We start from the raw sequence: 25,349 nt of genomic DNA on the forward strand, positions 1-25,349 counted from the left end.
CGGCGCGGCCGACCAAGGCAGTGAAATGGAGCCGTTACAACGTCAACTCACCATTTCACCACCTCACCATCTCACTTTTCCTCCGGTTCGCGGGGTTCCAGTTCGTTGAGGCCGATGTGGGTCCAGCCGGGCACGTCGGCCATGCCCACGTAGCCGATTTCCTCCTGGGCCAGGGGGTGGGCGTAATAGCTTTCGGCCAGCTCGGCCAGCATTTCCTCGAAAAACTTATCCTGAGGCACCTGCTGCCAGTTTTCACCCGGGGCCTCCCCGGCCGCCAGCTGCCCGATGATGACGTCCTGCTGCTCAGTGGTCAACTCCACAAAATCCTGCCGGAACGCCGCCTGGGCCGCCTGGTTGATGCCGCCCAGCCCGAGGCGGTAGGCTTCGCGGTCGGGGGGCATGGCATCGTAGCGCCAGCCGTCGGCGCGGCCTTCGAGCAGGCGCTTGTCCACGTTCGGGGCCAGCTCGATGGGCGTTTCGCGCTCGGGCTGGGGAAAGACGCGGGCGGCCACGGCCCGCAGCAGCTGGTAGGTGTCGGCGTCGAAGAACTGGGGCGCGTAGTCGGTCTGGGGGGCCAGGCGGGCCTCCAGCGCGGCCCGGGTGGCGGGCGTCACCAGATCGGTTTGCAGCAGCGCCCGAACGGTTCCGGCGGGGTATTCCATGAGGTGAGATGGTAAAATGGCGAGGTGGTGAGTTTGACGTTCGGCGGGCCCGGGCGGCTCTTTTGGCACAGTCAGGCCGCCAAGTCACTCAGCCAGGCAGTAACAGCGGCGTGCGAGGTAAACAGGCGGATGGTACGGTTGGGTTTTGAGCCGGTGAAAATGAGTTATCCGGCCCCCATCAGCGCCGCGTACGCCGTCAGGGTTGCAGAACATCCACTCACCATTTCACCACCTCACCATCTCACCCTACCCGTCGCTACTCATTTTGCCGCCGGTTACGTGGATGAGCGAGCCGGTCATGAAGGAGCCGTCCTGGGAGGCCAGCAGCACGTAGGCGGGGGCCAGTTCCTCGGGCTGGCCCGGGCGGGCCAGGGCTACTTCGTGGCCGAATTTCTCGATTTCTTCCCGGGGCATGGTGCCGGGGATGTTGGGCGTCCAGACCGGGCCGGGCACCACGCAGTTCACCCGGATGCCCCGCTCGCCCAGGTTCTGGGCCAGGCTCTTGGTGAAGCCGTGAATGGCGGCCTTGGTGCTGGCGTAGTCGATGAGCAGGGGAATGCCCGTCAGGCCCACGATGCTGCCGGTGTTGATGATGCAGTCGTGCTCCCGGAGGTGGGGCACGGCGGCCTGGGCCATCCAGATGTAGCCCAGAATGTTGGTGTCGAAGGTGCGGCGGATCTGCTCCTCGGGAATGTCCTCGAACTTCTGCTGGGCCATCTGGAAGGCGGCGTTATTGACCAGAATATTGAGGCCACCCAGTTCGGCGCGGGTGCGGCGCACGGCCTGGCGGCACTGCTCCGGGTCGCGCACGTCCAGCTGGAGCAGGATGCACTGGCGGTTCTGGGCTTCCACGAGGCGCTTGGTTTCCTCGGCGTCCACGGTGTTTTCGTTGAAAAGAATGGCCACGTGGGCACCTTCCATGGCAAAGGCCACGGCCACGGCCCGCCCGATGCCCGAGTCGGCACCGGTGATAAGGGCCACTTTATCCTGGAGCTTACCGGCGGGGCGGTAGGTGCTGAAGCTCATGCCCGGCTGCAGGTCCATGTCGGCCTGCTTGGCCGGGTAGGGCAGCTTCTGGGCGTGCTTTTTCATGTCCTTGGCCGTGGGCCGCTGCACGGGCTCGGGAGCCTCATCGGCCGCTTTGGCGGCTTTTTTGGCGGCGGGTGTGGCGGCCGTTTTGCCGGCGGGCTTAGCGGCGGGCTGCGGGGCGTCGGCGGGCGTGGGGTTCTTTTTGGTAGCCATAAGCAGGAGTTCGGAAAGAAGTAGCGTGGAGTTTCGCCTTACGCGAAACCGGCCCGCACGTTCGGCAAAGCCCAAATTGTACTCCTGCCCGGGCTCAACGTACCACTACTTCTACCCGGCGGTTGCGGGCACGCTGCTGCGGGTCGCGGTTGTCAGCTACGGGCCGCGTGCCGCCGTAACCCCGCGCCACCAGCCGCACCGAGTCGATGCCTTGCTGCACCAGGTACTGGCGCACCACCCGGGCCCGCTGCTGGGAGAGGCGCAGGTTCAGGTGGGCCTCGCCTACGTTATCGGTGTGGCCGGCCACTTCCAGGCGCAGAGCGGGTTGGCGGCGCAGGGTCTGGGCCAGCTCGTTGAGCATAGGTTGGCTGGAAGGCAGCAGCTCGGCCGTGCTCTGGGTAAAGTACAGGTTGGGCAGCGTCAGGGCGGCTCCTTTGCTGAGGTTGGCCAGCTCCGCCAGCGCCGGCTGGCCGTTTTGGGGCGCGGGCGGCGGGAGGGGCCGGGCGGCCACAACGGGCCGGGCAGTGGGCTTAGCCGCGGCGGGCAAAGCCGACTTCCGGATGGGCTCCGACGAGCGAGGCAGGTAGCCAATTACCAGGGCCGCTTTAGCGGGCACAGACGTGATACGGGCCCGCCGGGCCGCCATGAACGCGGCCGTATCGGCGGCGGTGGCCAGCCGGGCCCGCACCGGCCGGGCCGACCAGAGATACCGCATGGGAATGGGCTGAACACTCGACTGTCCGCCAAAAAAATCCGCCATCGACGCGTCGGGCCGCTGCCAGGCCAGCAACAAGCGGGAGTCCAGCGCGTTCTGATAGTACTCTACCCGCAGCGGATACTGCTTGCCGGCCTCCAGCTGCACCCGGGCCTGGCCTTTGGTAAAGTGCTGGTCGCGCCAGGAGTCAAACAGCAGCCGCTCGTTCAACCACACCCGCACACCGTCGTCCACGGTCAGATGCAGCACGTACTGGCCCGTTACGGGGGCTTCCAGAAAGCCCGTCCAGCGCACCGAAAAATGTTCGGCCGGTACGCCCGGGGCGGGCGGCAGCTTGCGCCACTCAAAATCCAGCTGATTATCAACGCGCTTAAGCACGGCCCGCTCGAAATTCTCCCCTTTATAGTAGGTGCCCGTCAGGCCGTGGGGCGTCAGGGTCTGAGCAGGGCTGCGGAATGTAGTCAATAGAAGCAGGCCGGCAACTCCGGACGCAGCATAGCGAAATGGTAGCATAAGAAAAGCGTAGGAATAAGGACTGCCCAAACTAAGCAAAACAGCTCTCATTTCAACGAAGCATTGAACGCCGTATTGCGCCCATCCCCCCCACTACCCCGCCCCTTGCCTTGGCCCGTTGCGATTCCCAGGATTCCGGTTGTATCTTCGCTCCCGTTACTTATCCAGAAAGACCGAGGGATTGGGCCCGATGACGTCTTAGCAACCTGCCACAACACAAGGTGCTAATTCCCTTTCCAGGGCCTTTGCGGGCGTTGGAAGAAGATAAGAACAGGATTCGCGTCCCGCGCGGCTCTTTCTGGATAGGCACTTTTTGCTGCTGATTTTCTTTAGAAGAGCCGATATGCCGACCGTCCTCCCTGCCCCCGCCACTACGTCGCCCCTCCACGACATCCTGCGTCAGCGCGTGCTGATTCTCGACGGCGCCATGGGCACCATGATCCAGCGCCACCCGCTCACGGAGGAGGATTTCCGGGGCACGCGCTTCCAGGACCACCCCAAGCCCCTGCGCGGCAACAACGACCTGCTCAGCCTCACCCGCCCCGATATTATCCGCGGCATTCACGACGAGTACTTTGCCGCCGGGGCCGACATGGTGGAAACCAACACGTTCAGCGGCACTACCATCGCCCAGGCCGACTACGCGCTGGAGCACATTGTATATGAGCTGAACTACGAGTCGGCGCGGCTGGCGCGGGAGTCGGCGGATGCGTTTACGGCCCTGACGCCCCACAAGCCGCGCTTCGTGGCCGGGGCCGTGGGGCCCACCAACCGCACCGCCAGCCTCTCGCCCGACGTGAACCGCCCCGGCTTCCGCGCCGTGACCTTCGACGAGCTGGCCACCGCCTACCTGGAGCAGGTGCGCGGCCTCGTGGACGGCGGCTCCGACGCCCTGCTCATCGAAACCATCTTCGACACGCTCAATGCCAAAGCCGCTTTGTACGCGGTGCAGAAGTTCTTCGATGAAGGCGGCAAAGTGGTGCCCGTCATGATTTCGGGCACGATTACCGACGCCTCGGGCCGCACCCTGAGCGGCCAGACGGTGGAGGCCTTCTGGAACTCCATCCGCCACCTGCCGCTGCTGAGCGTGGGCCTGAACTGCGCCCTCGGCGCCGACCAGCTCAAGGTGTACATCAAGGAGCTGAGCCGCATTGCCGACGTGCACATTTCGGCCTACCCCAACGCCGGCCTGCCCAACGCGTTTGGCGGCTACGATGAGTCGGCCCAGGAATTTGCGGGCGTGGTGGAAGGCTACCTCTCCGACGGCCTCGTGACGGTGGTGGGCGGCTGCTGCGGCACCACGCCCCAGCACATTGCGGCTTTAAGTGAGCTGGCGCTGCGCTACGCTCCGCGGGAGTTGCCCTCACGAGCGCCTCACCCCCTAGCCCCCTCTCCGGGGGGAGAGGGGGAACTAGTACTAGATGCTAAGACAAAGCTAAAAACTAGTCCCCCCTCTCTACCGGAGAGGGGGCTAGGGGGTGAGGCCATCACCCGCCTCGCCGGTCTCGAGCCGTTCAACATCACCGCCGACAGCCTGTTCGTGAACGTGGGCGAGCGGTGCAACGTGACCGGCAGCCGCGCCTTTGCCCGCCTCATCCGCACCGGCAACTACGAGCAGGCCCTGCAGGTGGCCCGCGACCAGGTGGAAGGCGGCGCGCAGGTTATCGACGTGAACATGGACGAAGGCATGCTCGACTCGGAGCAGGCCATGACCACGTTCCTAAACCTGATTGCCTCGGAGCCCGACATTTCGCGGGTGCCCGTCATGATTGACTCCTCGAAGTGGAGCGTGCTGGAAGCCGGCCTGAAGTGCGTGCAGGGCAAGAGTATCGTCAACTCCATTTCCCTGAAGGAAGGCGAGGAGGTGTTCCGGCAGCGGGCCCGCACCGTGCGCCAGTACGGCGCGGCCGTGGTGGTCATGGCCTTCGACGAAAACGGCCAGGCCGACAACTACGAGAAGCGCATCGAAATCTGCCGCCGCAGCTACGATATCCTGGTGAACGAAGTCGGTTTCCCGGCCGAGGACATCATTTTCGACCCCAACATCCTGACGGTGGGCACCGGCATGGAGGAACACCGCAACTACGCGCTGGACTTCATCGAGGCCGTTCGCTGGATCAAGCAGAACCTGCCCGGCGCCCTCACCAGCGGCGGCGTCTCGAACATCAGCTTCTCGTTCCGCGGCAACGATGTGGTGCGCGAGGCCATGCACTCGGCCTTCCTCTACCACGCCATCCGGGCCGGCCTGGACATGGGCATCGTGAACCCCAGCCAGCTGGCCGTGTACGATGAGGTGCCCCAGGACTTGCTGGAGCTGGTGGAAGACGTGCTCCTGAACCGCCGCGCCGATGCCACCGAGCGCCTCGTGGACTTCGCCGACAACATCAAGGACAAATCGACTAACAACCAACAACCAACAACCAACAACCAGGAATGGCGCAGTCTGCCGGTGAAGGAGCGTTTGCAGCACGCGCTGGTGAAAGGCATTACCGAGTTCATCGACCAGGATACCGAGGAAGTCCGGCAGCTGGTAGGCCGCCCGCTGGAGGTGATTGAAGGCCCGCTGATGGCTGGCATGAACGTGGTGGGCGACCTGTTCGGGGCCGGCAAAATGTTCCTGCCCCAGGTGGTGAAATCGGCACGGGTGATGAAGAAGGCGGTGGCCTATCTGGAGCCCTACCTGCTGGCCGACAAACAGAGCGGCGACCGGCAGACGGCCGGTAAAATCCTGCTGGCCACGGTAAAAGGCGACGTGCACGACATCGGCAAGAACATCGTGGGCGTGGTGCTGGCCTGCAACAACTTCGACATCGTGGACCTGGGCGTGATGGTGCCGCTGGAGCGCATCCTCGATGAAGCCCAGAAGCAGCAGGTGGACGTTATCGGCCTGAGCGGCCTGATTACGCCGAGCCTGGATGAGATGGTGTACGTGGCCCAGGAAATGGAAAAGCGCGGCCTGAAAACCCCGCTGCTCATCGGCGGCGCCACCACCTCCCGCCTGCACGCCGCCGTGAAGATTGCGCCCAACTACAGCGGCCCCATCGTGCACGTAAATGACGCCTCCCGCTCGGTGGGCGTGGCCGCCGCCCTGCTCGGCTCGGCCGATGCCGAGTACGCCCGCACCGTGCGCGAGGAGTACCGCCAGCTGCGCGAGGACTACGCCGGCCGCCAGCGCGAGAGAAACTACCTGACCATTGAGGCCGCCCGCGAAAACGGCTTCAAAGCCGACTGGGCCGCTACGCCCATCGTGAAGCCGACCTTCCTGGGCACCAAGGCGCTGGAAGACTACGACCTGGCCGAGCTGGCTAAGTATATTGACTGGACGCCGTTCTTCCAGACCTGGGAGCTGAAAGGCCGCTACCCGCGCATCCTGGAAGACCCGAACGTGGGCGAGGCCGCCACTCAGCTCTTCCACGACGCCCAGAAGATGCTGCGCCAGATCATCGACGAGAAGCTGCTCACGGCCCGCGCCGTCATCGGCTTCTGGCCTGCCAACACCGTCGGCCACGACACGGTGCAGGTGTTCACCGACGACACCCGCCAGCAAGTAGCCACCGAGTTTTTCACCCTGCGCCAGCAGAGCGAAAAGGCCGAGGGCGTGCCCAATCTGGCCTTCTCCGACTTCGTGGCCCCGCGCGAAACCGGCCGGGCCGACTACATCGGCGGCTTTGCCGTCACGGCCGGCATCGGTATCGAGAAGCACCTGGAGCGGTTCGAGGCTGAGCACGACGACTACAGCAGCATCCTGATGAAGGCCCTGGCCGACCGCCTCGCCGAGGCCTTTGCCGAGCGCCTGCACCAGCGCGTGCGCGAGGAGTTCTGGGGCTACGACCCGGCCGAAAACCTATCGAACGAGGACCTGATTCAGGAGAAATACAAAGGCGTACGCCCCGCCCCCGGCTACCCCGGCTGCCCCGACCACACCGAGAAAATCACCCTGTTCCAGCTGCTCGACGCCGAAACCGCCACCGGCATTCGCCTCACCGAAAACCTGGCCATGTACCCCGCCTCCTCCGTGAGCGGCCTCTACTACGCCCATCCCGACAGCCGCTACTTCGGCCTCGGCCGCATTGGCCAGGACCAGGTAGCCGATATGGCCGCGCGCAAGCACATGCCACTGCCGGAGCTGGAACGCTGGCTGATGCCGAATCTGAACTACGAGCCGGCGGCGGTGCCGGTAACGGCAGGGTAGCCAGTAGTGCGAAGCCTTTGCTTCTTGTACCGTTGCTGATAGTGTTGTCACGCAACCACGGCATCTGTTCTCATTAACAAAACGCGAAGCAAAAGCTTCGCGCTACATCCAACGCCTCGCCACCTGCCAGTTGGCGCTTCTGATGAAAGTAACCGAACACCTGACCCGCGCCAACGGCAAAACGCTGTTTTCCTTTGAGGTGCTGCCGCCCAAAAAGGGCGAGAACATCCAGAACCTGTTCTCCAACATTGAGCCGCTGCTGGAATTCAAGCCGCCGTTTATAGACGTCACGTATCACCGCGAGGAGTACGTGTACCGGCAGCATGCCAATGGGTTGCTGGAGAAGAAAACCGTGCGCCGTCGGCCGGGTACGGTGGGCATCTGCGCGGCCATCAAAAACCGCTTCGATGTGGACACCGTGCCCCACCTCATCTGCGGGGGCTTCTCGAAGGAAGAAACCGAAAACGCCCTCATCGACCTGCACTTCCTGGGTATCGACAACGTGCTGGCCCTGCGCGGCGACCCAATCAAGAGCGAGGGCCGCTTCGTGCCGGAGCCCGACGGCCACGCCTACGCCTGCGACCTGATCGGGCAGGTAGCCGACCTGAACAAGGGCGCCTACCTGGATGAGGAGCAGGATGACGTGTGGGCCACCGACTTCTGCATCGGCACGGCCGGCTACCCCGAGAAGCACTTCGAGTCGCCCAACTCGGGGGCCGATATCCGCTACCTCAAGCACAAGGTGGACCGCGGGGCCGAGTACATCGTGACGCAGATGTTTTTCGATAACGAGCAGTTTTTCCAGTTCGAGCAGAAGTGCCGGGCGGCGGGCATTCTGGTGCCAATTATTCCCGGCCTCAAGCCCCTCACCACCAAAGCCCAGCTCACGGCCCTGCCCCGCTCCTTCTACCTCAACCTGCCCGACGCGCTGGTCGACGCCGTGCACCTGGCCCCCGACAACCTCACGGCCCGCGAAATCGGGATTGAGTGGTGCATCAACCAGAGCCGCGAGCTGATGGCCCACGGCGTGCCCTGCCTGCACTACTACAGCATGGGCAAGTCGGAGAGCATCCGCCGGGTGGCTTCGGCCCTGTTTTAAAGGTGAACTGGTGAGATACTGAAATGGTGGGTTTTATGTCCTGATCACGCCATAACATGCCAACTCAACGTAAAACGCACCACCTCACCATTTCACCATCTCACCTCATGCTCGACGAACTGTTTGCCCGCCTGCGCGAGGCCACGGCGCCCGCCGAAATTGAGGCCCTCCAGGACGGGATCTGGCAAATCTGGCTCACGGCGGGTCATCCCGTGCTGGATAAGCGCCTGGAAAACGGCATGCGTGCCCTCTCCGCCGATGAGTATACGCTGGCCATTCAGGAATTCACCTTTTTGATTGAAGCCGCCCCCGAGTATGCCGAGGGCTGGAACAAGCGCGCTACGGCCTATTACCTGCGGGGCGAGTACAAGGCCTCCCTGCGCGATGCCCGCCAGGTCCTGCGTCGGGAGCCCCGCCATTTCGGCGCGTTGTGGGGGTTAGCCATCATGCACCGGATGCTGGGCGATGCCCGGGGTGCCCTGCGCTACCTCACGCGCCTGGAGCAGCTTTGCCCGGCCTGGCCCGGCCTGCAAACGCAACTGCGCACCCTGCGCAACGGTCTGCGCGAAGGTCCCGGATAACCCGGCCGCCGGTTGGCACATTCCTGTTCCGGTGCTTTGCCGGGTGAGCGGATAGTTGTAAATTTCCCGGACCAAGCCTTGGTTCTGATCAATCCCCCCCGATCAGCCAGGGCCTCATCTTGTCAGTAAGGCAGGATTTTTGATGGTCCCACCCGCCGTAGAACGGCGCCTTAATTTGCACTAATAAGGCTTTTCTTTTGGTTATTACCAGCTCCCAAAATCTATTTCGGGAGCTATTGCTGCATTCTGTCCGTCTCCCACCTCCCACCTTTTGCTCATGAAAAAATTTTTATTCCTCTGTTTAGCTATTATTTCCTTCTCCGCCCAGGCCCAGAAGCTGCGTAAAACCGACGCCGGCAGCGGTATGATAGACAAAGGGGAGAAAACCGGCGTCTGGGAATATTATGCCTATACCCGCGACGGAACCCAGGTTATTGCGCAGAAGTACGACCACACGGCCAACAAGCTGGTTTTTTTCCGCCCGTTCGATGACGTGCCGTATTCGGTAAAGGATGCCAGCGGCCAGTGGACGCGACAGCGGGTAACCCACCCTGTTTTTTACATCGGGGGCGATGCCGCGCTGGTGCCTTTTATGAGCAAGCTCAACTACCCGCCCGCGGCCCAGAGCAAAAACGTGCAGGGCCGGGTGCTGATTTCCATTGTGGTGGATACGCTGGGCCACGCCATCGACCACCAGGTGGTGGTGGGCATAGGCTCGGGCTGCGACGAGGAGGCCCTGCGGGTGGCCCGCACCATCCCAGATGCCTGGATTCCGGCTCAGGTGGGCAGTCAGGCCGTGGTTTCCAAGTTTGAAATTCCCTTCACGTTCCGCCTTCAGGCCCGCTAAGCCGGCGGCTTACGGCTTTCCACCCCGAATCCCTACCTTTCGGCCATGAAAACTTCTGTTCTGTTTGCCTGTCTGGGAGCGGCTACGCTGCTGAGTGCCTGCGACTCGACGCCGCGGGAGCGGCAGGAAATTGTGCAGCAGGAAGCCCGTAAGCTGGATACGCTGGCCGACCAGGCCGCTGCCAAACTGCGCGTGGCCGGCCGCCGCGCCGCCCGCTTCGACTCCGTTTCCCGCGCCCGGAGCCGCCAGCCCCTCGACCCCGCCGCCGAAGCGGCCTTCACCAACGAGCTGCTGGGTTCTTACGCCGACCTGGAGCAGCTCACGCCCGTTACCATCGAGCCCGCCTTCGTGCAGTTTATGCAGCAGGTGCGGGCCCGCCGCAAAACCTGGACTCAGCGCGACTGGGATTACGCCACTACCATCAGCCGCCGCCTGAACGCGCGGTTCCGCGCCATCCGCCTCGATATCAAGGGCCGCGACGAGCTGCACATCCGGGCCCTGCAAACCGAGTTCACGGCCCTCGAAACCAGCCGCGACGTGAAGGACCTGGGCCAGGCCGTCAGGAACGACTGACCCATCCGACTGCGCTGTTCTTTCGCTGCACGCCCCGCCCCTTCGGCGGGGCTTTTGCGTGGGCGGCGGCGGCGGCCGGCTCCGTGGCAATGCAGGCACAGCACTATTCCAGGGGCGTTTTTCTGCTTCGCAGGCCTATACGGCAGGCTCCGCCGGAGCCGGCCAGCTATAGTTTTTTAGCAAAAAATAGTTGCGCTAATTTCCTTATCCCAGCGGACAGGAGTCTACCTTATTGATCCTCAGCCCGTATTTCCGGGCACCTGCTGCCCTCCGAATGCGGCTGGAACCGTTCTCCTTCTCACCCAAAACCACCTTCATCTCATGGCAGAAGCTTCTTTACTGGACCGCAGCCGCACCGTGGCCGGCCCCGGCTACAACCGCTGGCTGGTGCCGCCCGCCGCCCTGGCCATTCATCTGGCCATCGGGCAGGCCTACGCGTTCAGCGTGTTCAAAAAGCCGCTCGGGGCCCTGCTCAGCGGCAACCCCGAAGCCCCCGCCCCGGCCGACTGGACTCCGGCCCAGCTGGGCGTTATCTTTTCCATTGCCATTGTGCTGCTGGGTTTGTCGGCGGCCATTTTTGGAAAGTGGCTGGAGCGGGTAGGGCCGCGCAAGGCCATGATGGCTTCGGCCCTGTGCTTCGGCGGCGGCTTCTTTATTGCGGCCCTGGGCGTGCACCTGCACAACCTCTGGATTGTGTATTTCGGCTACGGTTTCGTGGGCGGCATCGGGCTGGGCATCGGCTACATTTCGCCGGTGAGTACCCTCATCAAGTGGTTTCCCGACCGGCGTGGGGTGGCTACCGGCATGGCCATTATGGGCTTTGGCGGCGGCGCCATGATTGCCTCGCCTATGTCGGTGGCCCTGATGGACTACTTTAAGGCCAGCGGCACCGGCACCCTGGGCGTGGCCGCTACCTTCCTGACGCTGGGCGTGATTTATTTGCTGTTCATGCAGTTCGGCGTCTGGACCATCCGGGTTCCGGCCGACGACTGGGTCCCGGCCGGCTACGTGCCCAGCACCCAGTCCAACGCCCTGATTACTACCGGCAACGTATCAGCCGACAACGCCCTGAAAACGCCGCAGTTTTGGCTGCTGTGGGTGGTGCTGCTGACCAACGTTACGGCCGGCATCGGGGTACTCGAAACGGCTTCCCCGCTGATTCAGGACACGTTTTCGGATAAATACCTGGGGGCGGGCCGGGGCGTGACGGCGGCGGCGGCGGCGGGCTTCGTGGGCCTGCTGAGCTTGTTTAACCTGCTGGGCCGCTTCTTCTGGTCGTCGGCCTCGGATAAGCTGGGCCGCAAAACCACCTACGCCATTTATTTCGGGTTGGGTATTGTGCTCTACGCCCTCATTCCTACCCTGGGCAGCGGCCTGCAACTAACCCTGTACGTGGTGGTGGCCTGCGTGATTATCAGCATGTACGGGGGCGGCTTTGCCACCATTCCGGCCTACCTCTCCGATTTGTTCGGCAAGTATCAGGTGGGCGCCATTCACGGCCGCCTGCTCACGGCCTGGAGTACGGCCGGGGTGCTGGGGCCGCTCATCGTCAACTTCCTGCACGAGAGCCGCAAAGCGGCGGGCTTCACCGGCGCAGCCGCCTACGAAACGGTGTTCTACACCATGGCCGGCCTGCTGGTCGTGGGCCTGCTGGCCAACTTCGCCGTAACGGCCGTAAATGCCCGCTACAACGAGAAAGGCCCGGTTCAAGCCGAGCCCGGCGGCCATTGAGTTCGTACCTGGTTGTTAGTTGTTAGTTGTCAGTCAGTGCTGCTTTCTGCTACCGATTGAACACTGACAACTAACAACGACCACCTGACAACTCAACTCCTCCCATCCTCTTTACCATCTCCCTCATGAATCAACCACCGGTTTCTTCTTCTGCGGCCCCCGAAAACAGTTCGGGTGGGGCCTTGTTTCTGGCCTGGGCCTTCGTGGGCATCCCGCTGCTGTGGGGCGTTTCGCAGACCTTCATTAAGGCCCTGACTCTGTTTCAGTAACCCCCGTTCCGGTCAATAGTCCGTACCTTCCACGGCACCCGCAGGGGTGCCGTGGTTGTTTAGTGGCTTTCCGATTTCGTTTAGTTTGCGTTATGGCGGCGAAAGTACCCGAGGCTTCGGCCGTAGTTTTACTGGATTCCTTTACCGATTCCATTGCCGCCCACCTGGCCCGCAACCAGGTGGAAGCGGCCGGCCTGCCCTGTTTTCTGAGCAACGAAAACCGGCCCTACGGTCAGGTGATGGGCAGCGTGGGCCTCTACGTGCGGGCCCAGGACGTGGCCGCCGCTCAGGAAGCCCTGCACCCCCACCACGCCGCCATGCACGCCATGCCCCCGGATGCACCCGACGAGGAGTCGGGCGCGACGCTGCGCTGCCCCCGCTGCCACCACCCCGACGTGGTGTGCCGCCACCAGCCCCAACCTCAGGACAACCTGTTCGTGAAGCTGCGCCTGTGGCTGCTGGCTCCCGAGCGGCCCCAGTGCCACTGCTTCCAGTGCGGGTTGGATTTTGAGGGATGATCAGGTTAACTACGAAATGTCGATTCGCTGTAACTTGCTTTGATTTCTAGAGCGCACATCCGCTTCCCTATTTGCTAAAATGTCTTTACCATCACGTGCAGCAGTACTATTGTGCTTACTTATCAGCTCTGGCGCCAATGCCCAATCATCTATGAAGAAGCCTTTATCCGAATTAATTAATCGGCAGGAACCTGCCTGGGAGTTTGTGAGTCAGTGGATCCGGGAAGCGAAAAACAAGGTGGAGGTGCTGCCCCGCCAGCCCGCTCAGGCGAATAGCTCTCTGCTGGCCGCCCAAGTTACTACCCGTTCTCCCATGGGCGCTATTCTCTACGAAACCGGTGGGTTGCTGATTGACGGCGGATGGCTGCGTGTCCTGGGCTCTGGCAGCCCCCGTCTGAATCGTACACTGATGGACTGGAACAAAGGCAAGCCTGCCGGTATGCTACTGGTTGCCGATGACGTTTTGGGAGGCTTCTACGCGCTGAACGGAGGTGCTTTCGGACCGGAGACGGTAGGTCAAATCTTTTATTTCGCGCCCGACAGCCTAGAATGGGAGCCTACCGACATGACGTACTCCGCGTTCCTGCAGTTCTGCTGTTCCGGTGACCTTGCGTCGTATTATCGGGATGCACGCTGGACTGGCTGGGAAAAAGAAATCAGCCAGCTATCCGGCACACAGGGGTTAGCGTGCTATCCATTTCTGTTCACGCAGGAAGGGAAAGATATCCGCCGGAGCAAACGCACCCCAGTGCCAATCCAGGAGCTATGGGATTTCGGCCAGGATATGCAACGGCAACTCCAGGCAACTAAGTAAGTAGACTACTCGCCTTTCTGCCAGCAATTGACTTCGCTCACTACCCCCGAAACCGCCACGCCGGCAGCACCGTGCCCGCCGGAAAGTGCTCCGGTTCCGGCGGCAATTCCAGGAAGCCGCTGGAAGTGAGCAGACTGGCCATGTCGCCGGAGCCGCCGGCCCGCTCGGGGGTGGCCAGCAGGCGGCCGTCGGGGCCGGGCGTCAGGCTCACCAGCAGGAAGTGCGTCATGGGTGGCTTGAAGTCGATGGGCTGGGTGAGGACGGCGGGCACGGGTGCGGCTGCGGCGGCGACGGTGCCAGCGGGCTGCTGCACGGCCAGCAGCCAGGGCCGGGCGTAGCGGTAGAAGTTCACGAACGTGGATACCGGGTTGCCGGGCAGCGCAAACACCACCGCCCCGCCGGGCTGCTGCCCGAACCAGAACGGCTTGCCCGGCCGCTGCCGCACCTCATGGAACACCTGCTCCACGCCCAGCTCCTGCAGCACGCCCGGCAGAAAATCGGCCTTGCCCATCGATACCCCCCCGCTGAGCACCACCGCATCGAAGCCCGCCAGTAAGGCTGGCAAACCCTGGCGCAAAGCGGCGGGGTCGTCGTCGAAGTGAAACAGCTCAGTGCGGGACCCGGCGGTTTCGGCGGCGGCCTGCAGCATCAGGGCATTGGAGCGGCGGATCTGGTGGGCCTGGGGCTGCTCGGTGATGGGCACCAGCTCGTCGCCGGTGCTCACCACGGCCACCCGCGGCCGCCGCGACACGGCCACGGTGGCGGCTCCTACGGTGGCAGCCACTGCTACTTCGGCGGGTTCCAGGCGGGTGCCGGCGGGCACCAGCAGGTCGCCCTGCTGGCGGTCGGCGGCCTGGGGGTGCACGTTGTGGCCGGCCCGGGGCGGTAGCGCCTGCACGGTGGCCCAGCGCTGGCCATTGGCATCGGTGCGGAACGTGAGGTCCTCGTAGCGAATCACAGTATCCACGCCGGGCGGCAGCATGGCCCCGGTCATGATTTCCACGGCGGCGGTGGCATCCTGCGCCGGCACTGGGGGCTGGCCAGCAAACTGAGTACTTTCGATGCGGAATTCCGTCTGGCCCGCCGTTAAAACCTCGTAGCGCACGGCCATGCCATCCATGGCTACCCGGTTGAAGGGCGGAAAGTCCCGGTCGGCGCGCAGGTCCTCGCGCAGCACGCGGCCGGCGGCCAGATTCAGCGAAAGATACTCCACGCCCAGCGGGCGGATGGTGGCGGCAACAAGGCGGGTGGCTTCAGCAACAGAAATCATAGGGATAAATGTAGCACAAGCTTTAGCTTGTGCCGTTTCCCAACGAATACGACCGCTAGTTGTTTGGAAAGGCAGATGTAGACGAGACGCAATATTTTGCGTCTCGTCGTTGAACGGCTGGTATTGCACGCGTCAAACAACATCAGCAACGACGAGACGTGAAGTGTCGCGTCTCTACATCGGCCGGTAACCTCGTGTAGCCAACTGAGTTGTAGCGCGAACGTTGTAGTTCGCGCCCCGGAACGACAGCCGAACGGTAATCACCCAAATGGCGCGGGGGCGCGAACTGCAACGTTCGCGCTACTTTCCGGGCGGTACCTTCGTACAGCGCTTACCCTTTACTTCTCCTCTAACCACAAGCTGACGCTTGTGCTACCTATGTCTGACTCCGCTAAACTCACCCACCTCAACGACGCCGGCCAGCCGGCCATGGTGGACGTGGGCGCCAAACAACCCACCCGCCGCGTGGCGCGGGCCCGCAGCCGCGTGGTACTCGGCCCCGAAATCATGGCTTTGGTGAAAGAAGGCGACCTGCCGACCCGCAAAGGCCCCGTGTTTCAGACGGCTATTCTGGCCGGCATCATGGGCGCCAAGCGCACCTCTGAGTTGATTCCGCTGTGCCACCCACTGGGCCTGGATAACTGCCAGGTGACCATTGAGGTGGACGGCCCCGATGCCGTGCTGATTGAGTGCACGGCCACCGTAACGGGCAAAACCGGGGTGGAAATGGAGGCCCTCACCGGGGCCTCAGTAGCGGCCCTTACCATCTACGACATGTGCAAGGCCCTCTCGCACGATATTCTCATTCAGGAAACCCGCCTCATCAGCAAAACCGGCGGCAAACAGGACTTCCATCATGCCGGATAACACCCCCACCGACAAACCCCGCAGCAAGCACGCCCAGCTGGCCCGCCCCCACGGCGGCGAGTTTGGCCGTCACGAGCTGGCCATTCTGGGTGCCCCCTGCGGCCGCATCAAGGAGCTGGCCGCCCGCCTGCTGCCGCTGTTGACCGATACCCTGCGCGTGGCCTACGTGGACGCTGACCACGCCGCCGCCGATGCCGTGCGCAACGGCACCACGCCCGAAACCGGCATGCTGGCGGCCGGGGCCAGCGCCGAGCTGACCGACAACATCCGATTCGCCCGCCTCGACGTGAAGCGGCCTCTCGACCGGTTCAGCCAGCCCGAATTGCTGCAGCACCAGAGCCTGGTGCTGGTGAACGGCAACCACTTCCGGGCCGCCCGGCAACTGGTGATTCTGGACCCCGCTAAGCCCTTGGAAAAGAAGCTGGACCGCCTCACCAACGTGCGCGCCCTGCTGCTGCCCGAAGGCGTCACGGAAGTGCCCGCTTACCTGCAGGCGCACTTAGGCGAAGCATCGGTACCCGTACTGCCCCTGCACGATACCGCCGCCATTGCCCAACTGATTCTGGACGAGTGGCGCGCCGCCGCGCCGCCGCTACGGGGCCTGGTGCTGGCCGGCGGCCGTAGCCAACGCATGGGCCAGGACAAAGGCAAGCTGGCCTACCACGGCCAGGAGCAACGCGCCTACGCCGCCGAGCTGCTGGCCCCCTTCTGCCAGGACGTGCACGTATCCTGCCGCCCCGATCAGATAGTGGAATTGGAATACGCCGGCCTGCGCCCCCTGCCTGACACCTTCGCCGACCTGGGCCCGCTCAGCGGCATCCTCTCGGCCCTACGCCTCGACCCCAACGCCGCCTGGCTGGTAGTGGCCTGCGACCTGCCGTTTCTCTCCGAAACCACCCTGGCTCACCTCGTGCAGCACCGCCAGCCGGCTCGCCTCGCCACCGCCTTCCAGAGCCCCGAAAACGAGTGGCCCGAGCCGCTGATTACCATCTGGGAGCCGGCCAGCTACCCGCAGCTGCTGCGTTTCCTGAGCCTGGGCTACAGCTGCCCCCGCAAAACCCTCATCAACTCCGACGTGGCCGCGCTGCCCGCCCCCGCCCCCCAAGAGCTGCGCAACGTGAACACGCCCGAGGAAGCGGCGCAGGTACGGCAGGAGCTGGAGTAGCATTAAATCAGGAGCGTCATTTCAAAAAGAACGTCATGCTGAGCTTGCCGAAGCATCTCGCGTGCTGACACCGAACTACCACTCCAACGTTAGCACGCGAGATGCTTCGGCAAGCTCAGCATGACGTTCTTTTTTAACCGATTTCGGCCAGAAAAGTGGTTACGGGTGCGCGGCTACCCACACGTCACCGTCTTCATAGAACTCCTTTTTCCAGATGGTGACCACCTGCTTCAGGGTGTCGATGATGTACTGGCAGGCGACGAAGCTCTCGGCGCGGTGGGGCGTGGACACGGCCACGACCACGGCCACGTCGCCGATGTGGAGGGTTCCTTTGCGGTGGATGACGGTTATGTTTTCTACCATCGGCCACTGTTCGGCGGCCTGCTCGGCTACTTTACGGAGCTGGTGCAGGGCCATGCTGTCGTAGGCTTCGTATTCGAGGCGCACCACGGGGCGGCCGGTGCTCTTGTTGCGCACCGTGCCGATGAACGTGTTGATAGCGCCCGCCCCATCGGCTTCCACGCTGCGCAGGGCGGCCGGTACGTCGATGGGCTGGTCGGTGAGGTCGATGTGGATCAAGGGAAGGTGATGAGGGAAGGAGGAGGAAAGAACATCATTCCGAGCCTGCGAGGAATCTCGCGTGCTGATGTTGCGGAAGTAACTCAACGTCAACACGCGAGATTCCTCGCAGGCTCGGAATGACGTTCTGTATTTCCTAAAAACTAACAACTGGCAACTGATAACTGGCAACTGGCAACCGAAATTACCCGCCGCTTACCGGCGGAATCAGCGCTATTTCGTCGCGCTCCTGCAGCAGCGTGTCGGCGGCGGCGTACTCGTTGTTGACGGCTACGGCGAGGCTGCTGAGGCCGGCTAGGGCGGGGTAGCGGGCGTGCAGGTCGTGGAGCAGGCCCTGGGCCGACTGGCCTTCCGGCGCGGAAACTTCCAGCACCGATTGCCCCACGATTTCGCGGGCAATGCCAAACAAAGCAATTTTCAGGTTCATCGGTTAGTATGTACTACGAAGTGAGCCCCGGGGCCGGGGCGGGCGGTAAGTTCGCCTCAAACGGACGAACCCCGGTCGGCCCGGAAGGCCGCCGATGCTTTTTCCCGAACGGAAAAGGCAGATTTACGTTGTTTGTTTTGCGGTGCCGGTGCGCCGCGTTGCTTTTTCCCTGCCGAGTATGTCCGCTGCCGTACCCTCCGTTCTGTTTGATAACCATGGCCGCCCGCTGGAGTACTTGCGGCTGGCCGTCACGGACCGGTGCAACCTGCGCTGCTTCTACTGCATGCCCGAGGAAGGCATCCAGTACCTGCCCAAGCAGGAGTTGCTGAGCTACGAGGAGATGGAGCGGCTGGTGGCCCTGATGGCCGGCCTGGGCGTGCGCAAAGTGCGCCTCACGGGCGGGGAACCCTTCGTGCGCCGCGACTTGGTGCCGTTCATGGACCGCCTCAGCCAGATTCCGGGCATCGAAGAATTGACCATGACCACCAACGGCGTGCTCACTGCCCCCCACGTGCCCGAGCTGGCCCGCATGGGCCTGAAAGCGGTGAACCTGAGCCTCGACACCCTCGACCGGGCCCGCTTCGCCAGCATCACCCGCCGCGACGAGCTGCCCCGCGTGCTCGACACGCTGTACGCCCTGCTGGCGGCCGGCATCCGGGTCAAAATCAACGCCGTGGTGATGGATGGGCAGAACACTCAGGACCTACTGCCGCTGGCCGAGCTGACCCGAGACCTGCCCGTGGATGTGCGCTTCATCGAGGAAATGCCCTTCAACGGCCACAGCCATGAGGCCACGCCCGCCACGCTGCCCTGGAACCACAACCGCATCCGGGAGCACCTAGCCCTGAACCTGGGCGAGCTGACGCCCGTGCCCACCCGCCCCGGCGACACGGCCTCGCACTACACCGTGGCCGGGCACCAGGGCCGCCTGGGCATCATCGCGGCCTACTCGCGCACCTTCTGCGGCACCTGCAACCGCATCCGCCTCACGGCCGAGGGCGGCCTCAAAACCTGCCTCTACGACCAGGGCGTGCTCGATATCCGGGCCCTGCTGCGCGGCGGCTCCTCCGATGAGCAGATTGCCGATGCCCTGAAATCGGCCTTCCGCAACCGCGCCGCCAACGGCTTCGAGGCCGAAAGCCAGCGCCCCTTGCACCAGCTCAGCTTCGAGTCGATGAGCACGATTGGGGGGTAAGCGGAGCCGTTGACGCGTAACTTGCGGCCCTGCTGCTGCACGTTTCGCTTCCCGCACCATGACCGTACTTCTGAGTTGCCTGCTGTTTTTCAATCTGCTGTGCTTTCTGCTCTTCGCCCTCGATAAGCGGAAGGCCCAGCGCGGCCAGCGGCGCATCCCGGAAAGAACCCTGCACTTCGCCACGCTGCCGGCTGCGGCCCCCGGCGCGTGGGCGGCCATCCTGCTGCTGCACCACAAAAACCGCAAAGCCGCCTTCTGGAGCGTCACGCTGCTGCTGACGCTGCTGCAGGGGGTGGCGTTATATTTCGTGTGGCCTCATATAAAGGTGCCGTTTTGATAAGATGACACCTATATTCTTACCTCACTATGAGAGTATTACCTTGGATAATTAGCTTGTTGATAGCTAACACATTGCTCGGCTGCCAGCCACTGCGCCGATTAACAACCACTCGCACTTTCAGGAAGGCAACTTACGTGGATAGCGCGGCACTGCAGGGCCAGGAAACCATTGTACGGGGCAGTCATACAATTTTACAATACAGCGTTAAAACCAGCCAGCCGAGGGTTGCTCATTACATTCATGTCACGAGCTTCTGGCTGACCGTCCCATCAATTGATGCGCTACCTATCGGTACCCGTATCACCCTACCCGATAGTCGGATTACGCTGCGCGGCTACACTTTTGGCGGCGGGATGTTTGGGTATAATTTTCCTGCCGTTTCGGGTTCAGTTAAACGCAAAGCTTCCACCCCAAGCTCGCATACCCTTCGGCTTCGTTTGCATTACCTACCCCGCGGCAACAGAAAGCAACGTCTGAATCGAAGGGCTACCTTCTTGCGGGACTCTACCTTTTTCGCAAGGAAAGAGCAGAAGTAAGCCCTTGATTTATTTATCCTTGACCTACTATGAAGGTATTATTCTGGATACTGGGCCTGGGGGCGGCGCTGTACGTGGCAGTGTGCGGGCTGCTGTATTTTCAGCAGGAGCGGCTGCTGTTTTTTCCTGCCAAACTACCCGCCGATTATCGTTTCCGGTTCAGCAACCGGTTTGAGGAGCGGTGGATTCCGACGGCCGACGGCACCCGCCTGCACGGCCTGCTGTTTCCAGCCGATTCCGCTTCCGAAGGGCTGATTTTCTACCTACATGGCAACGGTGGGGCGCTGGATAGCTGGGGCGAAGTGGCGGCCACCTACACCCGCCTGGGCTACAGCGTGTTCCTGCTCGACTACCGGGGCTACGGCAAAAGCGGGGGCCGCATCAGCAGCCAGGCCCAGCTGCTCGCCGATGTGAATACGGCCTACCAGCAGCTCACGCGCGAATTCCCGGAAGCCCAAACTGTGCTGCTGGGCTACTCGCTGGGTACCGGGCCGGCGGCGTGGCTGGCCGCCCGGCACCACCCGCATCAGCTGATATTGCAGGCCCCATACGCGAGCATGCGGGCCATGGCGCGCCAGCATTACCCTTGGGTGCCACCCTTCATCGTGCGCTACCCGCTGGCTACCGACGAGGTGCTGGCCCGCGTCACGGCCCCTATCGTCATCTTCCACGGCGACCGGGATGAGGTCATCAGCCCGGTATCCACGGCCCGGCTCCGGCAGCAGCTCAAGCCCCACGACCAGTTCATTACCCTACCCGGCGCGGGCCACAACGGCATGACAGATAATTCAGATTATCAGCGGGCTATTCGACGGGTGTTAACTGGCTTGTAAGCGGCATGATCCGGCCGTTGGTGCCTTTGCTGCCGGCTTTGTTGCTGACGAAAAAGAGGGTGCGCACGTACCGGGGCTGGCTACAGGGCGCGGCGTTTTCTACCTTCGGCCTTCTATGCCCTTTCTACCTCGTCTGCTCGCCTGCTCTGGCCTGCTGTTTCTGGCCCTGAAGCCTACCGTCGTCCGCGCCCAAACCAATTCCATTGCCGACCCCCAGTGGGGCACCTGGCTAATCGGCACGGTGGTATTGCCCGGCGGCCCCAGGCACTGGGGGGGCTACGCCGAAGTGCAGACCCGCGCCAACGGCCTGGGCCGGCAGTTCTTTTACACCGAGTTGAAGGGCGGCGTGAGCTACGATCTGGCCAGGAATTTTACCCTGATGGTAGCCGGCGGCCGCTACTCTACCGCCGACTACCGCGACCTGGGCGACGGTCCGTTGAATGTGGAAAAGCGCCTCTGGCAGCAGCTTACGCTCACGCACCTGGCGGCCCGCCTCAAGATGGAGCACCGCTACCGCGTGGAACAGCGCTGGTTTACGTTTCGGGATGACGTGGTGCCGGCCGGCTTGTTCCGGTACCGTAACCGGCTGCGCTACCGCTTCAATGCCTTCCTGCCGCTCAATCACCCCACCATCACCGACAAAACAGCCTTCCTTTCAGTCTACGACGAGGTCTTCTTCAACCCACGCGGCCCGTTTTTCGAGCGCAACCGGGTGTACGCGGGACTCGGCTACCAGTTCGATCGGCACTGGACCGTGCAGGCCGGCTGGCTCAATCAGGCCAACTATACCGCTGCCAGCTACCGCCAAAACGTATTCACGCCCCAAACCACCACCACCAAAAACAACGTGGTGGTATCGGTGATATACCGTCTCAGCCGCCAGCCAGGCAACTCCCCGGAATTCGTGCCGTCGCAGCCGGATTAAGCCACTATTTCCCCAGCCCCACCCAGCCACGCTGCATGGCGTAGTAGAGTGCCGTGCCCACCGTAAGGCCCACGAGGTAGCCATAGGGCAGGCCGGCGCAGAGGATGCCGGTAAGCAAAGCCAGCAGCAGGTGGGCCCTGGCGTCGCTGATGTCGCGGAGCAGGGCCGCCAGGCTCAGGGCCTCGAAGAAGAGCAGCACCCCGAGAATGGGCAGCGGGAAAATCTGGACGATTTGCTGGAAGCCCTGGCTGAAAAACAGGCCCAGCACCAGAAAAAGCCCGCCGTAGATAATCACCGAGCCGCCGGTGCGCCCCCCGAACGTGTAGTGGCCCACCATGCCGCCCGAGCCGTGGCAGACCGGGAAGCCGCCCAGAAACGGGTTCACCAGGTTCATGAGGGCGTAGGTAAAGCTGATTTTGCGCACCGTCAGGGCCCGCTCGGGGAAGTAGTCCTGCACCACCTGCCGGGTGGCCAGCACCGAGTTGCCGAGCGACAACGGAATCTGGGGCAGGGCCAGCAGCACCGCGCCGGTCAGAATATCGGGCCACTGCGGGATGCGCAACGGGGGCAGATGCACCCCGATGGCGCGCTGGGCAGAAGCCAGATCGAGCTTGAAAAACAGGCCGTAGCTCACGCCCAGAGCCAGCACCACCAGCGCGGCGGGCCAGCGCCGGTTGCCCAGCAACACCACCGTGATGAGAAAAGCCGCCGCCGCCAAAGTGTAGCCGGGCAGACCGTCGGCGGGCACGTACTGCTTGAGGGCCAGGGTGGAAAGCTGCAACGCCAGCCCGAACTGAATGCCCCGGATGACGGGCTTGGGCACCAGCCGCGCCAGCCCGTCAATCAGCCCCGTGACGGAAAGCAGCAGCATGCCCACGCCCACGGCCAGCCCGCCCCCGAAGATGACGCGGCCGGGAATTTTCTGGGCAATGACCAGGGCCGCAAACGCCTTGAGCGGCTGCACCGGCATCGGCATGCCGTACCAGAGCCCCGAAAACAGCTGCATCAGCCCGAACATCACCAGCACCCCCGCGCTATCGAGCCCCGAGGCGGCAATAACGCCAATGAGCAGCGGCAGGTCCGTGCCCAAATCCCCGAAGGCCCCGGCCAGCTCATTACGGTCGAAACGAAGACGGGGACGGCGGGCAGGCGAAGCGGTAAGCGGCATGTTGGGAGTGAGGGGGTGATGGGGTAAGGAGGTGATGGGGTGAGAAGGTGAGGGGTGGACGTGTGTCACCTCCTCACCTCACGCCGCATCTTCCCAGGCGACCATGCCGCCTTCGAGGTTGAGGAGGTTGATGAGTCCGAACTCGGCTTGCAGACGTTCTACGGCCTGGGTGCTGCGGCGGCCCGAGTGGCAGTACACCACCACCGGGTGCTGCTTGGGCAGGGTGGCCACGCCTTTTTCCAGCACGCTCAGGGGCAGGGAAGTAGCACCCGGCAGGTGGCCGGCAGCGAATTCGTGGGGCTCGCGCACGTCGAGCAGGAAGGGCGGCTGATTGGAATCGAGGCGCTGGTGCAGCTCGGCCACCGTGATGGACTGGACGTTGGTGCCGCACAGCTCGGCGTAGTCGGTGGTGGGGGCGGTGCCCAGGTGGAGGGCCGCCTGCTCGGGGCGGCGGGCGAATTTGAGGGTGCGGGTCTGGAACGTGAGGGCATCAAAGAGCCAGAGCCGCCCGCTCAGGATTTCCCCGATGCCCAGCAGCACCTTGAGCGTTTCGGTGGCCTGGGCCGTGCCCACCAGGCCGGGCAGCACGCCCAGCACACCGGTAGCGTCGCAGTTGGGCGCCTCAGCGGCGGTGGGCGGCTGCGGAAACAGGCAGCGGTAGGTGGGCCCGCCGTCGTAGTTGAACACCGATACCTGCCCCTCAAACTTGTAGATGGCCCCGGAAATCAGGGGCTTGCCCAGCAGCACGCAGGCGTCGTTGAGCAGGTAGCGGGTCGGGAAGTTATCGGAGCCATCCACTACCACGTCGTACTGGCTCACCAGTTCCCGCACGTTGCCCAGCGTAACCCGGCAGGGGTGCACCTCCGTTTTTACCAGCGGATTGATTCGCCTGACGGCCTTGGCGGCGGTGGCGGCTTTGGGCTGACCCAGGTCGGCGGGGCCGTAGAGAATCTGGCGCTGCAGGTTGCTGCGGTCCACCGTATCGGCATCCACAATGCCCAAGGTGCCCACCCCGGCGGCGGCCAAGTACTGCAGCACCGGGCAGCCCAGCCCGCCCGCCCCCACTACCAGCACCCGGGCCGCCTTTAGCCGGAGCTGCCCCGCCTCCCCAATTTCGGGCAGTTGCAGGTGGCGGCGGTACACCTGGCGTTCCTCAGTAGTGAGCGACATTTTTTTAATTAAAATGAAACGTGAAAAATTAAAAATGGAAGAGGGAGCTGGTAAAACTTGCGGGGGCTGGTAAAGTTAAGGATTACGGACTTCGCGCCGCCGGGTAGCCGCTGACCGACTGCCACGCAGCACTATGGCAGTGGCAGCCCAACCAAACAGCATTTTTAATTTTTAACTCTTCATTTTTAATTCTCCTTGAAAGCCTTCCTCCCGCCCACCAGCTACGATTACGTGACCGTGCACAAAGTGCAGGGCGACGATGTGCGCGCGGCCTCTGACGTGCTGGCGGCCGAGGAGCCGCTCGAAATCCGGGTGGGCTACGGGCCGGCCGGGCAGCGGGAGCACCGCACGCTTTCCATCACCATGCGCACCCCGGGTCACGATTTCGAGCTGGCGGCCGGCTTCCTGTTTACCGAGGGAATTATCCGGAGCCGGGCCGATTTGCAGGGCGTCCTTTACTGCCCCGACGTGGAAAAGGAGGAGGAACGCGAAAACGTGGTGCGCGCCGAACTGGCTCCTACCGCCCTGCCCGATTTGCCCCGGCTGGAGCGCCACTTCTACACCAGCAGCAGCTGCGGGGTCTGCGGCAAAACCAGCATCGAGGCCGTGCACGCCGCCAGCTGCCCGGTGCTGCCCACTGCGGGTCCGCACGTGGCCGCCCGCGTGATTCATGCCCTGCCCGAGCGCCAGCGCGAGGCCCAGGAGCTGTTTGAGCAAACCGGCGGCCTGCACGCGGCGGCCCTGTTCTCGCCCGCCGGCGAGCTGCTGCTGCTGCGCGAAGACGTGGGCCGCCACAACGCCCTCGACAAGGTTATCGGCGCGGCCCTGTTCCAGGACCTGCTGCCTTTGCACGACGCGGTGCTGCTGGTCAGCGGCCGGGCCTCCTTCGAGCTGGTGCAGAAGGCCGCCGTGGCCGGCATCCCGGTGATGGCCGCCGTGGGTGCCCCCAGCTCCCTGGCCGTCTCGGCCGCCCGCAACTTCGGCATGACCCTCTGCGGCTTCGTACGCCAGCAACGCTTCAACATCTACTGCCACGAGTGGCGGATTTTGGGTGAGGAGGTGAGGAGGTGAGGAGGTAAAGGGTAATGAGGTTAGCAATACCTGTCATCACCTCCTCA

Annotated in this window: 24 protein-coding genes and 1 riboswitch; of the genes, 16 read left to right on the plus strand and 8 right to left on the minus strand. The window is 63.4% G+C overall.

Features of this window, described 5'->3' with window-relative positions; genetic code table 11:
- Window positions 1–71 precede the first annotated feature (71 nt).
- From KLP40_RS02575 to KLP40_RS02585, 3 genes are all read right to left on the minus strand, one after another.
- Window positions 72–662 carry a gluconate 2-dehydrogenase subunit 3 family protein gene (locus tag KLP40_RS02575; RefSeq protein ID WP_215592030.1) on the minus strand — a complete coding sequence of 197 codons (591 nt, stop codon included), beginning with the start codon at window positions 660–662 and terminating at the stop codon, window positions 72–74.
- Between the two features lie 246 nt (window positions 663–908).
- Window positions 909–1,904, minus strand: a complete 996-nt coding sequence (locus KLP40_RS02580) for an SDR family oxidoreductase (protein WP_215592032.1) — start codon at window positions 1,902–1,904, stop codon at window positions 909–911.
- A gap of 94 nt (window positions 1,905–1,998) precedes the next feature.
- Window positions 1,999–3,132: a PA14 domain-containing protein gene (locus KLP40_RS02585; RefSeq protein WP_215592033.1), complete on the minus strand. Its 1,134-nt coding sequence runs from the start codon at window positions 3,130–3,132 to the stop codon at window positions 1,999–2,001.
- A gap of 157 nt (window positions 3,133–3,289) precedes the next feature.
- Window positions 3,290–3,403: riboswitch (SAM riboswitch) on the plus strand.
- A 72-nt stretch (window positions 3,404–3,475) separates the two neighbouring features.
- On the opposite strand from KLP40_RS02585, the gene metH reads away from it, so the two are divergent.
- The 9 genes from metH (at window position 3,476) to KLP40_RS02630 (ending at window position 13,756) form a co-directional block, all read left to right on the plus strand.
- The gene (metH, locus tag KLP40_RS02590) at window positions 3,476–7,324 is read left to right on the plus strand and encodes a methionine synthase (protein ID WP_215592034.1); all 3,849 of its coding nucleotides are present in this window, start codon (window positions 3,476–3,478) and stop codon (window positions 7,322–7,324) included.
- Window positions 7,325–7,466: 142 nt separating this feature from the next.
- The gene (gene metF / locus KLP40_RS02595) at window positions 7,467–8,423 is read left to right on the plus strand and encodes a methylenetetrahydrofolate reductase [NAD(P)H] (RefSeq protein ID WP_215592035.1); all 957 of its coding nucleotides are present in this window, start codon (window positions 7,467–7,469) and stop codon (window positions 8,421–8,423) included.
- A gap of 107 nt (window positions 8,424–8,530) precedes the next feature.
- Entirely contained in the window at window positions 8,531–9,004 is a 474-nt protein-coding gene (locus KLP40_RS02600) for a tetratricopeptide repeat protein (protein ID WP_215592036.1), read from the plus strand.
- A 277-nt stretch (window positions 9,005–9,281) separates the two neighbouring features.
- The gene (locus KLP40_RS02605) at window positions 9,282–9,851 is read left to right on the plus strand and encodes an energy transducer TonB (protein WP_215592038.1); all 570 of its coding nucleotides are present in this window, start codon (window positions 9,282–9,284) and stop codon (window positions 9,849–9,851) included.
- A 45-nt stretch (window positions 9,852–9,896) separates the two neighbouring features.
- A complete protein-coding gene (locus KLP40_RS02610; protein WP_215592040.1) occupies window positions 9,897–10,424 on the plus strand; it encodes a hypothetical protein in 528 nt (175 codons plus the stop codon).
- 321 nt (window positions 10,425–10,745) lie between these two features.
- Complete coding sequence (locus KLP40_RS02615; protein ID WP_215592041.1) at window positions 10,746–12,155, plus strand: OFA family MFS transporter; 1,410 nt, start codon at window positions 10,746–10,748, stop codon at window positions 12,153–12,155.
- Window positions 12,156–12,280: 125 nt separating this feature from the next.
- Window positions 12,281–12,424 carry an MFS transporter small subunit gene (locus KLP40_RS02620; RefSeq protein ID WP_215592042.1) on the plus strand — a complete coding sequence of 48 codons (144 nt, stop codon included), beginning with the start codon at window positions 12,281–12,283 and terminating at the stop codon, window positions 12,422–12,424.
- A gap of 92 nt (window positions 12,425–12,516) precedes the next feature.
- Window positions 12,517–12,942 (plus strand): putative signal transducing protein, encoded by a 426-nt coding sequence (locus KLP40_RS02625; RefSeq protein WP_215592043.1) that lies wholly within the window; start codon window positions 12,517–12,519, stop codon window positions 12,940–12,942.
- 151 nt (window positions 12,943–13,093) lie between these two features.
- Window positions 13,094–13,756, plus strand: a complete 663-nt coding sequence (locus KLP40_RS02630) for a DUF2625 domain-containing protein (RefSeq protein WP_215592044.1) — start codon at window positions 13,094–13,096, stop codon at window positions 13,754–13,756.
- A 40-nt stretch (window positions 13,757–13,796) separates the two neighbouring features.
- Here KLP40_RS02630 and KLP40_RS02635 read toward each other — a convergent pair whose 3' ends face one another.
- Complete coding sequence (locus KLP40_RS02635; protein WP_215592045.1) at window positions 13,797–15,026, minus strand: molybdopterin molybdotransferase MoeA; 1,230 nt, start codon at window positions 15,024–15,026, stop codon at window positions 13,797–13,799.
- Between the two features lie 378 nt (window positions 15,027–15,404).
- Here KLP40_RS02635 and moaC point away from each other — a divergent pair, with 378 nt between their 5' ends.
- Together moaC and KLP40_RS02645 are read left to right on the plus strand one after the other, a co-directional pair.
- Window positions 15,405–15,893: a cyclic pyranopterin monophosphate synthase MoaC gene (gene moaC, locus KLP40_RS02640; RefSeq protein ID WP_125417263.1), complete on the plus strand. Its 489-nt coding sequence runs from the start codon at window positions 15,405–15,407 to the stop codon at window positions 15,891–15,893.
- Window positions 15,883–17,058, plus strand: a complete 1,176-nt coding sequence (locus tag KLP40_RS02645) for an NTP transferase domain-containing protein (protein ID WP_215592048.1) — start codon at window positions 15,883–15,885, stop codon at window positions 17,056–17,058. Before moaC ends, KLP40_RS02645 begins: the two co-directional genes overlap by 11 nt.
- Before the next feature lie 159 nt (window positions 17,059–17,217).
- Here KLP40_RS02645 and KLP40_RS02650 read toward each other — a convergent pair whose 3' ends face one another.
- Both KLP40_RS02650 and moaD read right to left on the minus strand, forming a co-directional pair.
- Window positions 17,218–17,637 (minus strand): molybdenum cofactor biosynthesis protein MoaE, encoded by a 420-nt coding sequence (locus tag KLP40_RS02650; protein ID WP_215592049.1) that lies wholly within the window; start codon window positions 17,635–17,637, stop codon window positions 17,218–17,220.
- A 184-nt stretch (window positions 17,638–17,821) separates the two neighbouring features.
- Complete coding sequence (moaD, locus tag KLP40_RS02655) at window positions 17,822–18,064, minus strand: molybdopterin converting factor subunit 1 (protein WP_215592050.1); 243 nt, start codon at window positions 18,062–18,064, stop codon at window positions 17,822–17,824.
- A 178-nt stretch (window positions 18,065–18,242) separates the two neighbouring features.
- On the opposite strand from moaD, the gene moaA reads away from it, so the two are divergent.
- From moaA to KLP40_RS02675, 4 genes are all read left to right on the plus strand, one after another.
- A complete protein-coding gene (gene moaA / locus KLP40_RS02660; protein ID WP_215592051.1) occupies window positions 18,243–19,259 on the plus strand; it encodes a GTP 3',8-cyclase MoaA in 1,017 nt (338 codons plus the stop codon).
- A gap of 58 nt (window positions 19,260–19,317) precedes the next feature.
- Entirely contained in the window at window positions 19,318–19,596 is a 279-nt protein-coding gene (locus tag KLP40_RS02665; RefSeq protein WP_215592052.1) for a DUF1294 domain-containing protein, read from the plus strand.
- Window positions 19,597–20,164: 568 nt separating this feature from the next.
- Complete coding sequence (locus KLP40_RS02670; protein WP_215592054.1) at window positions 20,165–20,968, plus strand: alpha/beta hydrolase; 804 nt, start codon at window positions 20,165–20,167, stop codon at window positions 20,966–20,968.
- A gap of 115 nt (window positions 20,969–21,083) precedes the next feature.
- On the plus strand, window positions 21,084–21,893 hold the full coding sequence (locus KLP40_RS02675) for a DUF2490 domain-containing protein (protein ID WP_215592055.1): 810 nt from the start codon (window positions 21,084–21,086) through the stop codon (window positions 21,891–21,893).
- A 4-nt stretch (window positions 21,894–21,897) separates the two neighbouring features.
- Here KLP40_RS02675 and KLP40_RS02680 read toward each other — a convergent pair whose 3' ends face one another.
- Together KLP40_RS02680 and moeB are read right to left on the minus strand one after the other, a co-directional pair.
- Window positions 21,898–23,061: a putative sulfate/molybdate transporter gene (locus KLP40_RS02680; protein ID WP_215592056.1), complete on the minus strand. Its 1,164-nt coding sequence runs from the start codon at window positions 23,059–23,061 to the stop codon at window positions 21,898–21,900.
- Window positions 23,062–23,139: 78 nt separating this feature from the next.
- Window positions 23,140–24,231, minus strand: coding sequence for a molybdopterin-synthase adenylyltransferase MoeB (gene moeB / locus KLP40_RS02685; RefSeq protein WP_215592058.1), 1,092 nt, complete (start codon window positions 24,229–24,231; stop codon window positions 23,140–23,142).
- Between the two features lie 195 nt (window positions 24,232–24,426).
- Here moeB and fdhD point away from each other — a divergent pair, with 195 nt between their 5' ends.
- Window positions 24,427–25,302, plus strand: coding sequence for a formate dehydrogenase accessory sulfurtransferase FdhD (gene fdhD, locus KLP40_RS02690; RefSeq protein ID WP_215592059.1), 876 nt, complete (start codon window positions 24,427–24,429; stop codon window positions 25,300–25,302).
- Window positions 25,303–25,349 lie beyond the last annotated feature (47 nt).

The organism is Hymenobacter piscis, from assembly GCF_018760735.1.
GTDB classification, from domain to species: Bacteria; Bacteroidota; Bacteroidia; order Cytophagales; family Hymenobacteraceae; genus Hymenobacter; species Hymenobacter piscis.